Raw genomic sequence first — 13,310 nt, forward strand, 5'->3', positions numbered from 1 at the left:
GCCCCGCCCCGACGGCGCGTCGGTTCTCCCGGACCGGTCCGGGAGAACCGACGCGCCCGTCAGGGCGCGAGCGCGCGCCCCTGCCGGTGGACCTCGGCCCGTGAGCTGACACCCAGCTTGCGCAGCACCTTCGCGACGTGCTGCTCGACGGTGCGCGGGGAGAGGAACAGCACGTCGGCGATCTCCCGGTTGGTGTGCCCGAGCGCGACGAGCCGGGCGACCTCCCGCTCCCGGGGCGAGAGCTCGTCGCCGTAGCCCCGGCGGCCGCGCCGGGACGGCAGCGGCACGTTGTGGCCGCGCAGCACCCGGCGGCAGCGGGCCGCGTCCCGGGTGGCACCGAGGCCGGTGAACCGCTCGGCCATCGCCGCCAGTTGGTCCGCGGCCTCCCGGTCGCCCGCGGCCAGACGGCAGCGCGCCGCCGCCTCGCCCGCGCGGGCCGCCGCATAGGGCAGGGGCAGGACGGCGTACGCGGTCCGGGCCCGGTCGAAGGCCGCCGCGGCCTCGTCGAGGCGGCCCCGGCCGAGAGCCAGGGTGCCGCGACAGGCAAGCAGCGCGGCGGCGGCCAGGGGCGCGTCCCGGTCCGCGATGCCGTCGGCCAGCTCGGCGGTGACCCGCTCCGCGTCCGCGAGGCGGCCGCCGCGCACCAGCGCCGCCACGGCCATCGGCGCCAGGTCGCCCGCCCAGGACCAGATGCCCTTGCGGCGGATCCTGGCGATCCCGCGCTCGGCCTCGATCCGCGCCTCCGCGCCGTCGCCACGGGCCTGGAGCAGCCGGGCCATCGCGCCGGACGCGGTGGCGAGGACCGGCCCCGGGGCGTTGTGCGGGGCGCCGAGCCCGGCGGCCCCCAGCTCCGCCGCGGCCTCGTCCCACTCGCCGCGCGCGGAGGCCAGCAGGCCGAGGACGAGGTGGGCGTCGGCCGCGATGCCCGACACGCCCGGCATCACGTCCAGGACGTGCCGGGCCCGTTCGGCGAGGCCCTGCCAGCGGCCCTCGTACCAGTCGAGGCGCAGCGCGGTGCCCTCCACGATGCCCGAAAGGAACGCGGCACCGCACTCGGCGGCCAGGCGCCGCCCCAGCCTGCGGAAGCGGTGGGCCGCGCGGAAGTGGCCCAGACAGGTCGCGGCGTCCGCGAAGTTGCCGCAGGCGCGGGCGACCTGGCGGCGGTCGCCCCCGGGCCCCGCCGCGTCGATGAGGCGCTCCGCGTGCTCCCAGACCGCCGGGTCGCCCACGTACATGGCGAGGGCGAGCCGGTTGGCCCGCACGGCGGTGGACGCCGCGGGGCCCGGCTCCCGGGCCGCGAGGTGCTCGGCCTGCTCGATCCAGCGCTCGTAGACGTGGTACGGGTGGTCGCCCCAGGCCGGCATGGCCAGGGCGGCCATGCCGCGCGCCGCGAGGGCGGGACGGCGGCGCAGCTCCCTGATCGCCCACTCGGTGTTGATCCGGCCCTCCTCGTGCCGCCCCGCCTGGTTGTAGAGCAACAGGCCCAGATGGAGCCGGATCTCGCCGCGCAGACTCTCGGGCAGGTGCTGGTCGCGCACGATGCGGCACAGCAGCGCCGTCGCCCTGCGGTGGGTGAGCCCGACCACCGCGTCCCGGCTGAGGTCCACCGCGATGCGGGCGCACGCCATCCGGCCCAGGCGGCCGTCGGACAGCAGCTCCTCCAGGAGCTCCACGGCCAGGGCCAGGTCGCCCATCTCGCGCGCCGAGGCCGCCGCGGCCTCGCCGTAGTGCTGCCAGTGCGCGAGCTCCCCGGCCCTGCGGGCGTGGTACGCGAGCTGGACCAGGGGCTGCGGGTCCTGCGCCGCCAGGGCGCGCACCGCCTGCCGGTGCAGCCGGTGCCGGTCGGGCCCCGGCAGGCTCGCGTAGACGGCCTGCTGGGCGAGGGCGTGCCGCAGCCCGTACTGGTCGTCGCCCCACTCGTGGAGCACCCCGGCGAGCAGCGCCTCCCGTACGCCCGCCGCGTCCTCGGCCGAGGCGGGCAGCCCGGCCGTGCCGCGCACGACGTTCGCGATCAGCGCCTCGCCCGCGGGGACGCGCAGCACACAGGCGGCGTGCACGGCGGCACTCGCCCCGGGGGAGAGCACGCTCATCCGGTCGGCGATGGCCTCTTGCAGCGGCGTGGGCACCGTCAGCCCGTCCAGCGCCTCACGCCCCGCGCGCGGCGCGTGCCGCACGGTCTCCGGCAGTGCGCGCACGACCTCCTCCACCACGAACGGGATGCCCGCGGTCCGCCGGTGCAGTTCGGCGGCCAGGGCCGCGGAGGCGTCCTCGGTGCCGGTGAGGGCCGCGCACATGGCGCGCACGGCGGCCACGTCCAGGGGCCGCAGCGGCACGACGACCGCCGTGGTGCCCGGCGGGTGGCGATAGGCGCGCCCCAACGGCAGCCGCGCGCCCGGCAGTTCCTCGCGGCGGTAGCTGAGGACCACCGACAGGGCGTCCGGCGGGTCGTCCACCAGGAACCGCAGCAGCTCCCGGGTGCCGTCGTCGGCCCAGTGCAGGTCCTCCACGACCAGGACGGCAGGGCCGAGCGCGGCCAGCAGCGCCCGCACGGCCCTGAAGAGCCGGTGCCGGTGGGCCCGCGGCTCGGGCAGCGGCTCGGGGGCGGGCGGCAGCCGCCCGGCGAGTTCCGGCAGGTACGGGCGGAGCGCGCCGCAGACCGGGTCGAGCGCGGCGGGCAGCCCGCCGTCGGCCAGCGGCCGCAGCAGGTCGAAGACCGGCCCGTACGGGAAGGGCTCGCGCAGCGGGCGGCAACTGCCCGTCAGGACGCGGCGCCCGCGCCCGTCGCGCCGGCGCAGGGCCTCGCGGATCAGCCGGGTCTTGCCGATCCCGGCCTCCCCCTCGACCAGGGCCACCGACGGCGCGCGCGCCATCGCACCCGTCAGCGCGCGCAGCTCCGCCGCCCGGCCGACCAGAACGGGCGCTTCCGGGGTGCGCAGGAGGGAGGCGGTCATGGGGCGGCTCCGGCCTGTGGGGACCGTGGCGCACACGAGGGCGACGGGCGCGACACCACGGTGACAGCGTGAAGTTATGCCGGGAGGCGTGCGCCTAGCAAGAGCGCGCTCACGAGCGGAGGCAGGTCCGTGACGTGTGGTGCCGGGGCGGCGTGGTGAGCCGGGTACCCCAGGAGGCGGCGCTGCGGCACGCGGCGGAGGCCATCGAGGGAGCGGCCCGGTGCGCCGAGGAACTGATCACTGCCCGCGCCCACCGGGCGATGGGCGAGGCCCTTGCGGTGAGCGGCTCCTTTCACCGGGCCCGCGCACCCCTCACTCTCGTGGCCACCGGCTACCGCCACCCGGGGCTGTGGCCGTTCGTCGCGCACAGGTCGGGCGGCGGGCCGTGTCCGGCGGCTCGCGACCGGCTCCGCGACGCGGTGCGACGTGAGGGGCCGGAGGTAGAGCCGGTACGGATTCGGGGTAGACCCGGCGCGTTCAGCCTGTGGGCATGACTGAGACCGCCTCGCGTCCCCTGCACCTGCCCGACACCGGTGGCACCGCCTCGCGTCCGGCACACCTGCCCGGCCCCGGTGACACCGCGGACGCGGAACGAGCCGACGACCGCGCGCAGCGGACCGTCATCACCGCCGCGATGACCGGCAACGCCGGGTACGGCCTGTTGTCCACCATCACCGTCCTGTACTTCAGTACGTTCCTCCACCTTTCGGCCTCCCGGATCGGACTTGCGCTCACCGTCGCCGGTGTGGGGGCGATGCTCATCGGGGCCCCGATCGGGCGCCTGGCCGACACCGTGATCCCGCCGCACATCGGAGCAGCGGTCTCCTACCTGCTGCTCGCGGCCACCGAGGCGGGCCTGCTCCTGGCCCGCTCGTTCGCCACCCTGCTTCCCGTCCTGCTCGTCGCCTCGGCCTTCCAGCTGTCGGCCGCCACCATGCGCCAGACGATCGTGGCGCGCATCGGAGGGCCCCGCCCCGCCACGTTCCGGGCCAAGGTCTCCGCCCGCTCCAATCTGGCCATGGTCCTGGGCATGGGAGCCAGCAGCCTGGTCATCGCCACCGAGTCCCGGCAGGTCTACTTCGCCGCGATCCTCGCGTGCTGTGTGCTCACCGCCGTCCAGGGCCTGTTGATGTTCACCATCCCGCTGCCCGGGCCGGTCCCCGCCACCGCCCCGGACCCCGGCGGCGCCCAGCAGGCGGCCGGGCCCGAGGGGACCCGCTGGGAGGCCCTGCGCGACCTGCCCTACCTCACCATCTGCGCCCTGTACGGAGTCCTGACCGTCTTCGAGGCCGTCGTCACCGTCGCTCTGCCGCTGTGGATCGGTCAGCACACCACCGCACCGCTCTGGCTGATCGCTGTCTTCGGCATCGCCAACGCCCTGTCGATCGCGTTCCTGCTCACCGGGGTCGGCGGCCGCGTCAACACCCCGCGCAAGGCCGGCCGGGCCCTGGTGTTCGGCGGGGCGTTCAGCGGGGTGTTCTGCGTCCTGGTCGTGCTGGCCTCCGGCCTGCCCACCGCCGTCGCCGTCACCGTCCTGACCGCGGGCGTCATCGCGTCCATCGCCGCCGAACTGCTCACGGCGGCCGCGGAGATGGAGCTGACGATGACCCTCGCGCCGGAGCACGCCAAGGGCCAGTACCTCGGCCTGTCGCAGAGCACCCTCACCGCGGGCCTCGCCGTCGGCCCTTCGGTGGCGACCCTCGCGTGCGTCACCTGGGGGCAGGCCGGCTGGCTGCTGCTCGCCGCCCTGTTCACCGCGGCCGGGGCAGCGGGCCCGGCCATCACGGGCTGGGCCCGACGCACCAGGTCGTGAACGCGAAGCGGCCCCGGGGAGAACCCCGGGGCCGCTGTGACCTCACCCGTCACGTCAGCGCGCCACGTGACGGGAGACGGCCCCGGCGCCCGCCATCACGGCCCCGGCACCCGCCGCCACGGCCGCCGCGTCAGCCGAGCTTCTCGCCGTACACGTGGCTGACCGGCATCGTCATCAGGACCCTGCGGTCGGCGACCATCACCGCGCGGTACTCGTCCCAGTCCGGGTGCTCGCCCGCCGCGGCCCGGTAGTAGCGGACCAGGGCCTCGACCTCGGGCCCGTACGGGTCGGTGCCGGGCCCGGTGAGGGTCACGGTGCCCTCGGCGGTGGCCCAGGACCGGCCGTCGGGGCTGGTGACCTCAAGGGCGGCGCGCGGATCCCGGCGCAGGTTGGCCGTCTTGGCCCGCCCCTCGGTCATCGACACGTGGACGACGTCGGCCTCCTGGTCGTAGTAGGGCATGACGGGGGAGAGCTGGGGGCGGCCGTCCGACTTGATCGTGGCGAGGACGCCGAGCCGGCTCTCCGCGAGCAGCGCGCGCGGGGCGAAGGGGGTGTCAGTCATGTCTGAAGCCAAGGCGCGGAGCGGGTTCCCTATTCCTGCCGGGTGAGGTCCTTGCGCCGGGCGGCGGGGCACCACGGTCCTCCGGAGCGCCACGCGCGTGACGCCGTGTGCTTCCGTGCGCTCCCCGCCCGGTCTTGATCGCCCCGGTCGCACGGGATGGAGTGTCAGCGCAGCCGCCCCGAGAGGAACGGACCCGCCATGGCCGAGAGCAAGAGCAGCCCGTCGTCCGACACCAGCTGGGGCCGGGCCGTCGTCGTCGGCGGCGGGCACGCGGGGCTCGTCGCCGCGCGGGTCCTGGCCGACCACTTCGACGAGGTGCTCGTCCTGGAGCGCGACGCGCTGCGGCCGGACAGCGGGGTGCACCCCGGCGTCCCGCAGGGCTACCACGCGCACGCGCTCCTCGCCCGGGGCGGCGACGTCCTGGAGGACCTCTTCCCCGGTCTGCGGGCGGAACTCGCCGGCCTGGGCGCGCCCGTCTTCGACTACGGCGAGCGGATCAGCTTCCTGCTGCCGACCGGCTACGCGCCGCCCGACCCGGTCGGCGTGTCCATCCAGACCTTCACCCGTGACGAGCTGGAGCGGCGGCTGCGCCAGCGCGTTGCGGGGCTCCCCGCCGTGCGGCTGCTCGCCGCGACGTCCTGCGAGACGGTGACGGGCAGCGCCCCGGACCGCCTCGACCGGGTCCGCTACCGCGCCCGCGGCGCCGACGCGTCCACCGAGGTCGCCGCCGACCTGGTCGTGGACGCCTCAGGCCGTTCCACGTCGGTCGACCGCTGGCTCACCGAGGCGGGCCTCCCGGTGTCCGGCAGGACCGTGGTCAAGGCGAAGATCACCTACACGTCCGCGTGCTACGCCCGCCCGCCGGGGGACGAGCAGGACTTCGACGTCGCGTACCAGATGGCCTTCGCGCCCGGCGTGCCGCGCGGCGGCGTGGTGCTCGCCGTGGAGCACGACCGCTGGATGTGCTCGCTGTTCGGCGTCGACGGGCACGTGCCGCCCACCGACGACGAGGGCTACCTCGACTTCGCCCGCTCGCTGGGCAATCCGCGCCTGGCCGAGCAGATCAAGCGCGGCACCAGGGAGGGCGAGATCCACCGCTACACCAACCCCGGCAACGAGTGGCGCCTGCACCACAAGAACCCCCGCTGGCCCGAGCGCCTCATCGCCGTCGGGGACGCGGTCTGCGTGTTCAACCCCGTGTACGGGCAGGGCCTCACGGTCGCCGCGCTCGAAGCGGATCTCCTCGGCCGTCTGCTGCGCCACCGCCGCGCGCACGCCTCCGGGCTCGACGGACTCAGCCGCGCCTACCAGCGCGCGGCGGCCCGGGTCATCCAGGTCCCCTGGACCATGGCCAGCAGCTCCGACCTCATGTGGGCCCCCGGCACACAGCCGCTGCCCGCGCGCTTCGCCCACTGGTACAACCAGCGCGTCTTCGCCCTCGCCGTCCACGACCGGGGCGTGTGGGCCCGGTTCGTGCGCGTGCTGAACATGACGGCGCCGCCCTCCCTGCTGTTCCACCCCGCGGTCCTGGCCAAGGTGGCACGCCACGCCCTCACCCGGCGGGGGCGCGCGGGCTAGCCCTCCGGCTCGGGCCCGGCCGGGCGTGCCTCGCCCTCCTCGGCCGCCGGGGCCGGGGCCCTCGCCGGGGCCGCCGCCCGCGTGTTGACGTAGGCGGTGAGCTGGCGCACCTGCCGTTCCAGGTTCTTGATGCGGTCCACGATGTCCTCGGGGAGATTCGGCATCAGTCGCCCTCCGTAGCTGTCGGACCGAGCGGGCTTTCCAGGAAGAGCTCCGCGGTCTCGGCGCGGCCCCGCTCGGGCGCGGTGACCTTGACGCCGATGACGCGGTAGGTCGCGTCGAGGCCCTCGTCGAACCACACGTCGCGGATCCGCAGCCGCACGGTCGTGCCGAGCGGCGCGGGCGTGGTGTCCGCGTCGAGGCGGACCCGGACGGCCGGGATCACCACCGGGCCGCCGAGCGCGCCGAGCTCGGCGCGCGCCAGGGCGTTCAGGGCGGCCTTGTCGGTGACGTTGCTGTGGTCGGAGGTGGTGTCGACGCGGGGGAACCCGGCGTCGATGAGGCCCTGCGCCACGTACTCGTCCGACAGGACCGGGCGCTGGGCGCCCTCGGGGGTGCCGCCGCGGGCGCGCGCGGTCGTGCCGCCCCGGGTGGCGTCCCGGGGAAAGGAGTACGTGAGCACGTCGCCGGGCAGATCGAGGACCGTGGTGCCCTCGCCGAGGTGGATGCGCGGGGAGCCGAAGAGCAGCCGCCGGGCGCGCCGCCCGGTCGCCGGATCGCGGTAGACGCTCACCAGGTACTCGAACCCTGGCTCCATGGCGGCGAGTTGGGAGATCGCGTCGTCCACCGGCGTCTCGTCGCCGTCCTGGTAGGCCACCGTGCGCCGGGTGCCGGGCGGCGCGGGCGCGTAGCCGACGCCGATGTCGCCGCCGGGCGCCGCCTGGATGTGCTCCCACAGGCGGCGCACGACGGTGAGGTCGTCGGTGTCGGTGAACGTCAGGTTCTGCCGGATGCGGCGGCGGGCCGCGTACGAGTCGAAGGTGGCGGCCTGGAGCGCGACGCTGACCTGGCCCTGCTCGTCCATGGCCGGGGTGAGCGTCCAGACGATGCCGCCCCAGCAGATCTGGTCGCCGCGTTCGAGGTAGACGGCGGTGCGCCCCTCCACGATCTGCTGGACCCGCCGCGCCACGCGGCGGTTGGGCACCGGCAGGGTGGCGCTCAGCGAGCCCGGCCTGCCGATGTAGTCGTCGAACTCCAGGCCCTGGAGCGGCAGTACGTCCAGGGGCGTGTCGGTGCGCAGATCGGCGAAGAACGCGAGGTAGGGGCTGTCCACGGCGGTCAGGCGACCGGGTCGACGCGGATGAAGCGGCTGTCGAAGTACGCCTTGGTGCTGCCCGTCCGGTACGCGGCCGTGGCCGTGTACTCCACGCCCGGGGTGAGGCGGCCGAGCGCGAAGCTGGTGTACACGGAGGCGGAGCCCGCGCCGGTGTAGACGGCGGCCCGGTCGTCGGACGCCGTGCTGAGGTCGGCACCGCCCGCCTTGGGCCGGACGTTCACCGAGAGGTACGCGCCGCCGCCGTTGTCGCTCGCGGCGCGGGCCCCGATCGCGATGTGCACCCAGGTCGACGACGGGGCGACGAACGTGGCGACGAGGGGAGCGGCACCGGCCAGCGCCTCGGTGTACGTCTGCGACGCGGTGTTCCCCAGGGTCGGGCTGCGGATGAGCATGGCGTCGGGGATGTACTTCTGCCACTGGCCGCCGTCCCAGCGCTCCAGGCGGCCGCCCGCGTCCCGGTACTGGCCGACGTGGGTGCCCTGGGCGCCGTAGCCGCCCCCGGCGGGCAGGATGCCGCCGAGCGCGGCGGCGTAGCGGCGCCGGTCGGCGACCGCCGCGGCCCAGGTGATGCCCCGCGCCGCCGAGGCGCCCGCGGGCACTGACACCTCGTACAGGAGCTCGGCGCTCTTGGGCAGGGCGGGCGGCACCGGGGCGCCCGCGGGGGTGCCCTGGACGATCTCCAGGACGACCTCGTAGCGGCCCGAGGCGTCGTAGTCCGCGTCGTACACGCGCACCACGAGCGCGTCGACACGCGGCAGCGTGGCGTGGCCGTCGGCGAAGGTGAGCAGCGTGTCGGCGTCCACGGTGACCGGGTAGCCGCCCTGGGCGGCGGCGGAGGTGCCGGGCACCCACAGGCGGCCGGGGGACAGGCGGGCCTGCATGCTGGCGGCCGCCGTGCCGGACAGCTGGAGCCCGCCGACGGCGCAGCCGCCGCGTGCGGTGAGCGGCCCGGACGAGGCCATGCCGAGACTCGCGGCGAGCCGCGTGTCCTCCCGGGTCTGCCCGGTGGGCAGATGCCATGCGGAACGTATCGTCATCGAGCACTCCAAGGGTGGCGGGCGGGGGGTCGGGCGCCGACGGCGGGCCTCACCATTCGGCCGAGCGCCAGGTGACGGTCGCCGACGCCAGGTCCGCGTCGCCCGACTCGGCCCGGAAGGACAGCCGGGTCGCGCCGGGGGCGAGGGTGAACAGCTCCTCGGGGGCGCTGCCCACGGTCGCGGTGTGGCGGCGGGACGCGGTGCCGTTGAGCAGCACCGTCCCGTCGGCCGTGTCGATCTCCAGGACGTCGCCGGGGGACAGGGTGAGCCCGTACTCCAGCCAGGTGCCGTCGTCGTGCTTGGCCAGGCGCGGGACGGCGCACGGACCGGCGACGGAGATCAGCGGATGGGCGGGGGCGCTGCCCGCGTTCTCCACCGTCACCTCGCCGACGGCGCCCGGGGTGCCCCAGTTCAGGGGCCAGGTCAGCGGCCAGGTCAGGCCCGGCTCGCGGCGCGGCAGGCCCACCGTGGCGCGGCGCGCGACGCTCGCGTAGCGCCGGGGGTCCATGGCCTTCCACTGGAGCGTCGCCCTGGCCAGGCGGGTGGCGAGGAACTGTCGGTCGGTGGGCACCACGCGCTGGACGACGCGCGCCCTGACGGCCAGCGTCTCGCCGTGGATCCGCACCGCGAGCCACTGCTCGTCGTCGCGCACGGCGGTGGCGCGGCGCAGCGCAAGGAGCGCGGCGAGGGCCGCTTCGGGGCCGCCGTCCGGGTCCGGCGCCAGCCACACCTGCGCGGTGACCGTGCGCGGCTGCGCCCACTGCGTGCCGGGCCAACCGCCGTGCCCCGCCGGGCGGTTGGCGTCGGACGACTCCAGGCCGGGCAGCTCCTCCCAGCCGGTGAGGCCCTCGGCGGCGATCCAGAAGTCGGTGCCGGGGCCGAGCAGGAGCCGCCCCCACTGCACCTGTCCGTCCGTGGTGATCAGCGCCCCGGGTTCGCCGTCGGCCACCTCTGTGCCGTCGGCCCTCTGTGTGCCGTCGGCGGCGCCCCGGCTGTACCGGCCGTACGTCGGTCGCGCACTCATCCGCTCACCTCACCCCCTGGCCTTCATCAGGAACATCAGCTCCTCGGCGGTCTGCCGGGCGCTGCCGCCGCGGGCCTCGTGGTAGTGCTCGATCACGACGGGGCCGCCGGCGCCCCGGGGCCGGGGTGCGAGCGCGCCCGGCGCCCCCGTGCCCGGCCGCAGGCCCCGGGCGAGCAGCGCGTCCAGCCTGCTCAGCGGCAGCACGGCCTCGGCCTGCCCCGCCTCGCCGAGCACGGCGAGCGTGCCGCCCGCGCGGGGCAGCACGATGCCGCCCCGCGCCAGCGTCGGGATCGTCGGCAGGTTGACGCCGAAGGTCCTGCCGCCGACGCCCGGCACCCAGCCCGGGATGGACACCTTGACCTGGTTGAGTGCCCGGATCGCGTTGTTGACCAGGCCGATCACCGCGTTGATGGGGCCCTTCACGGCCCCGAGCACGCTGGTGAAGACGCCTCTGGTGAACCCGGCGAGGCCGTTCCACGCCCGGTGCAGCCCGTCGCGCACCGCGCGGAACGCGGCCGGGACGCGCTCCCGGAGGAAGTCGAGGGCGGGCCTGATCACGGCGAGGACGGCCCGGATGACGGTCGTGATGATGGTCTTGTAGATCGTGAAGTACGTCTTCACGACGGTCCAGATCACCCTCAGGACCACCTGGAAGGCGACCTTGATGGCGTTCCACGTCGTCTGTACGACCTGTCGGGCCACGCGCATGGTCGTGCCGATGGCCTGGCCGATGACCCGGAACGCCGTCCGCACGATCCGCTGCACGGTCTTGGACTGCATCGCCATGTCGATGAGCTTGGTGATCAGCGGCATGAGGAGCGCCATGACCGCCCCGAAGACGTTCGCCTTCATGGCGGTGTTCAGGCCGCGCTGCGCGCCGGTGACGCCCTGGAGGCCGGACTTCATCCGCCCCATCAGGCCGCCGCCGCGCGTGGCCGACTTCCCCGCGCCGTCCATGGCCCGGTCGGCCCGGCCCGCGCTGCGGGCCGCGGCGTCCGCCTGCGCCTTGACCCCGCGGAAGGACCGGGCGGTGCGGTCGAGGCCGCCCTTGATCCTGCCGACGGCCCGGTCCGCCTGCTCGACGGTGGCCCGCAGCCTGCCGACGCCGGACTCGGCCTGCCCCGCGCCGGTGCGCAGACCGCGGAAGCCGGACGCGGACCGGTTGAGTGCTTGGACGAGGGACATGGGTGCCTGCCTCCTGAGGGGACGTCGGGCGCGTCAGCCGAGGGCGCGGACGAGGCTGTCGATGCGCGCCTCCAACCGGTTGATCTGGGCGGCCGCTTCGGTGAAGCTCCCGGTGTTGGCCAGGGTGGCCCGTTGGGACGGAGGGGTGCCGGTCGTGGCCCTGCGCCCCAGGGCGTCCAGGCGCCGGAGCGCCCTGCCGGCGTCACGGCCCGCCGCGTGAGCGGCGTCGAAGGCACGGCCGACGGCCTTCCGGGTGTCCGTGAGGGACGCCTTGAGGTCCTCGGGGCGCAGTCCGGCGGCGCGGTCCCGCTGCTCCTGGAGGTTCTTCTGGAGGTGCTCGAGGAGGTTGAAGTCGAAGCTGGCCAGCTTGACGCTGCCGGTCACGGCCGCGAACTCCTTCTTCATCGCGGTGACTTCGGTGACCGTGGCGACCGCGTCGACCTTCGCCAGGCCGCGCTCCAGCTTCCAGACGAACGACTGGTGTTCCTTCTCCAGCTTGTTCAGGCGGTCGTCGACGCTCGGCATGGGGTTCTCCGTGGTTCGGTCGGTGGTCTGTCACCCGAAGAAGCGGGCCAGGTCGGCGGGCCCGGGGGTGTCGGCCGCGGGTGCCCCGTCGGGTACGGCCTCGTCCACGCCCGGCCGCGGCACCGGCCGCGGCGGCTCCGGTGGGGCCTCGTCCTCGTCCCGGTTGACGGACGCGAACATCCAGTTCGCGACGGCCAGGTGGTCGACCACGGCGGCGAGCAGCTGGTCGCCCAGGGACCACCCGGCCGCCTCGCCCTCGTGCGCCAGGCGGAACGCGCTGTCCCGCGGCAGGTGCCGCACGAGCACCGCGAGCCGCCGCGACGACAGCTCGCCGCGGTACCAGCCGAGCAGATCCACGCCGTAGTGGCGCAGCAGATCCGCCTCCAGGGCCTCGGCGTGCTCCTCCACGAGCGCGCCGAGGCTCAGCCTTCCCCCACGCTCAGACCGGTCTCCTCCCCGTACGCGTTGAGGACGGCGGCCACGTCCTGCACGCTCAGGTCGTGGTCGGCGAGCCGCTTGTACTGCTCGTCGCCGAGCAGCAGCGCGAGCAGCCCGTCCAGGTCGTCGTCGGCGAGGGAGGCGAGGGCCTGGGCGGCCCGGCGCGGGATCTCCGTGGGCAGCGAGAACGTCTCGCCGTCCACCTCGAACTCCCACTTCAGGCCCAGTGATTCGAGCCGCTGGGCGCGGGCGGCGTTGACGTTGAAGGACATGCGGCTCCTCGGTCTGCTGGGGCGGTGGCGGGCCGGCCGCCGCGGCTACTTCGCGAAGGCGGGGTCGTTCATGACCCAGGTGGCGAGGGCGGCGGTGTTGTCGACGGCCAGGGCCGTGAAGGTGATGCCGAGCTTGACCGACGCGGTGCGGGTGAGCTGGAGCTCCTCGGTCTCGGTGACCTGGCCGCGGGCGATGGTGAAGCGGTACTTGATGACGTCGCCGTCGGAGAACTCCACGCCGAGCATCCGCTCGTCCTTCCTGGGCTCGGCGGCCACCTTGTACGTGTAGAGCTTGGAGCCCTCGGCGGTCTCGGTGACGCCGTCGCCGCCGAAGAAGAACGGCAGGGTGTCCTCGTTCAGCTGGAGCAGCGCGAACTTCACGGTGAGGTCGCGGTCGGAGTACACGAAGCGGGCCGGGCTGACGGACTGCCAGGTGTCCACCGGGTCGATCTTGTCCTTCTTGTTGAAGCGGATGCCGTCGGTGCTGGTGTAGCCCAGGTCCCGCCAGCCCGCCGCCCAGTTGGCGGTCACGTCGGCGGGGATCGCGGTGCCGAGCGGTGCGGTGAGGATGCGTCCCGTACCGGCGACACGGATCTCGTTCGGGTTCATTCCGGGCATGCTGACTCCTTCGGGCTCCTGTGAGCTCCTT

13 protein-coding genes are annotated in these 13,310 nt (G+C 75.1%); 2 read left to right on the plus strand and 11 right to left on the minus strand.

The window, feature by feature from the left end; translation table 11 throughout:
- Positions 1 to 59: 59 nt before the first annotated feature.
- Positions 60 to 2,951: a LuxR family transcriptional regulator gene (locus C9F11_RS35710; protein WP_138963524.1), complete on the minus strand. Its 2,892-nt coding sequence runs from the start codon at positions 2,949 to 2,951 to the stop codon at positions 60 to 62.
- Between the two features lie 490 nt (positions 2,952 to 3,441).
- Between C9F11_RS35710 and C9F11_RS35715 the strand changes: the two genes are divergently transcribed.
- A complete protein-coding gene (locus C9F11_RS35715) occupies positions 3,442 to 4,764 on the plus strand; it encodes an MFS transporter (protein WP_138963526.1) in 1,323 nt (440 codons plus the stop codon).
- Between the two features lie 130 nt (positions 4,765 to 4,894).
- Here C9F11_RS35715 and C9F11_RS35720 read toward each other — a convergent pair whose 3' ends face one another.
- Positions 4,895 to 5,326 carry a PPOX class F420-dependent oxidoreductase gene (locus tag C9F11_RS35720; RefSeq protein ID WP_138963528.1) on the minus strand — a complete coding sequence of 144 codons (432 nt, stop codon included), beginning with the start codon at positions 5,324 to 5,326 and terminating at the stop codon, positions 4,895 to 4,897.
- A gap of 198 nt (positions 5,327 to 5,524) precedes the next feature.
- Between C9F11_RS35720 and C9F11_RS35725 the strand changes: the two genes are divergently transcribed.
- Positions 5,525 to 6,904: an FAD-dependent monooxygenase gene (locus C9F11_RS35725; protein ID WP_138963530.1), complete on the plus strand. Its 1,380-nt coding sequence runs from the start codon at positions 5,525 to 5,527 to the stop codon at positions 6,902 to 6,904.
- Here the strand turns inward: C9F11_RS35725 and C9F11_RS47655 are convergent.
- The 9 genes from C9F11_RS47655 to C9F11_RS35765 all read right to left on the minus strand — a co-directional run bounded on the left by C9F11_RS47655 (position 6,901) and on the right by C9F11_RS35765 (position 13,279).
- Positions 6,901 to 7,068 (minus strand): hypothetical protein, encoded by a 168-nt coding sequence (locus C9F11_RS47655; protein WP_171075942.1) that lies wholly within the window; start codon positions 7,066 to 7,068, stop codon positions 6,901 to 6,903. The two genes, C9F11_RS35725 and C9F11_RS47655, sit on opposite strands and share 4 nt — an antisense overlap.
- A complete protein-coding gene (locus tag C9F11_RS47660) occupies positions 7,068 to 8,177 on the minus strand; it encodes a hypothetical protein (RefSeq protein WP_171075943.1) in 1,110 nt (369 codons plus the stop codon). The genes C9F11_RS47655 and C9F11_RS47660 overlap by 1 nt, the downstream gene beginning before the upstream one ends.
- A 5-nt stretch (positions 8,178 to 8,182) precedes the next feature.
- The gene (locus C9F11_RS35735; protein WP_138963532.1) at positions 8,183 to 9,217 is read right to left on the minus strand and encodes a hypothetical protein; all 1,035 of its coding nucleotides are present in this window, start codon (positions 9,215 to 9,217) and stop codon (positions 8,183 to 8,185) included.
- Between the two features lie 49 nt (positions 9,218 to 9,266).
- Positions 9,267 to 10,241 carry a phage tail domain-containing protein gene (locus C9F11_RS35740; RefSeq protein ID WP_138963534.1) on the minus strand — a complete coding sequence of 325 codons (975 nt, stop codon included), beginning with the start codon at positions 10,239 to 10,241 and terminating at the stop codon, positions 9,267 to 9,269.
- Between the two features lie 9 nt (positions 10,242 to 10,250).
- Complete coding sequence (locus C9F11_RS35745) at positions 10,251 to 11,426, minus strand: hypothetical protein (RefSeq protein ID WP_138963536.1); 1,176 nt, start codon at positions 11,424 to 11,426, stop codon at positions 10,251 to 10,253.
- A gap of 33 nt (positions 11,427 to 11,459) precedes the next feature.
- A complete protein-coding gene (locus tag C9F11_RS35750; protein WP_138963538.1) occupies positions 11,460 to 11,951 on the minus strand; it encodes a hypothetical protein in 492 nt (163 codons plus the stop codon).
- A gap of 30 nt (positions 11,952 to 11,981) precedes the next feature.
- Positions 11,982 to 12,308, minus strand: a complete 327-nt coding sequence (locus C9F11_RS35755) for a hypothetical protein (protein WP_138967422.1) — start codon at positions 12,306 to 12,308, stop codon at positions 11,982 to 11,984.
- A gap of 65 nt (positions 12,309 to 12,373) precedes the next feature.
- On the minus strand, positions 12,374 to 12,661 hold the full coding sequence (locus C9F11_RS35760) for a hypothetical protein (protein ID WP_138963540.1): 288 nt from the start codon (positions 12,659 to 12,661) through the stop codon (positions 12,374 to 12,376).
- A gap of 45 nt (positions 12,662 to 12,706) precedes the next feature.
- Complete coding sequence (locus tag C9F11_RS35765) at positions 12,707 to 13,279, minus strand: phage tail protein (protein ID WP_138963542.1); 573 nt, start codon at positions 13,277 to 13,279, stop codon at positions 12,707 to 12,709.
- Positions 13,280 to 13,310 lie beyond the last annotated feature (31 nt).

Origin of the sequence: Streptomyces sp. YIM 121038 (assembly GCF_006088715.1) — a bacterium.
GTDB lineage: Bacteria > Actinomycetota > Actinomycetes > Streptomycetales > Streptomycetaceae > Streptomyces.

Excerpts from the sequence above, each read along its gene's own strand:
- C9F11_RS35735 (WP_138963532.1), bottom strand. The coding sequence starts at position 9,217 with ATGACGATACGTTCCGCATGGCATCTGCCCACCGGGCAGACCCGGGAG.
- C9F11_RS47655 (WP_171075942.1), bottom strand. The coding sequence starts at position 7,068 with ATGCCGAATCTCCCCGAGGACATCGTGGACCGCATCAAGAACCTGGAA.
- C9F11_RS35715 (WP_138963526.1), top strand. The coding sequence starts at position 3,442 with ATGACTGAGACCGCCTCGCGTCCCCTGCACCTGCCCGACACCGGTGGC.
- C9F11_RS35760 (WP_138963540.1), bottom strand. The coding sequence starts at position 12,661 with ATGTCCTTCAACGTCAACGCCGCCCGCGCCCAGCGGCTCGAATCACTG.
- C9F11_RS35745 (WP_138963536.1), bottom strand. The coding sequence starts at position 11,426 with ATGTCCCTCGTCCAAGCACTCAACCGGTCCGCGTCCGGCTTCCGCGGT.
- C9F11_RS35710 (WP_138963524.1), bottom strand. The coding sequence starts at position 2,951 with ATGACCGCCTCCCTCCTGCGCACCCCGGAAGCGCCCGTTCTGGTCGGC.
- C9F11_RS35750 (WP_138963538.1), bottom strand. The coding sequence starts at position 11,951 with ATGCCGAGCGTCGACGACCGCCTGAACAAGCTGGAGAAGGAACACCAG.
- C9F11_RS35720 (WP_138963528.1), bottom strand. The coding sequence starts at position 5,326 with ATGACTGACACCCCCTTCGCCCCGCGCGCGCTGCTCGCGGAGAGCCGG.
- C9F11_RS35765 (WP_138963542.1), bottom strand. The coding sequence starts at position 13,279 with ATGCCCGGAATGAACCCGAACGAGATCCGTGTCGCCGGTACGGGACGC.
- C9F11_RS35725 (WP_138963530.1), top strand. The coding sequence starts at position 5,525 with ATGGCCGAGAGCAAGAGCAGCCCGTCGTCCGACACCAGCTGGGGCCGG.
- C9F11_RS35740 (WP_138963534.1), bottom strand. The coding sequence starts at position 10,241 with ATGAGTGCGCGACCGACGTACGGCCGGTACAGCCGGGGCGCCGCCGAC.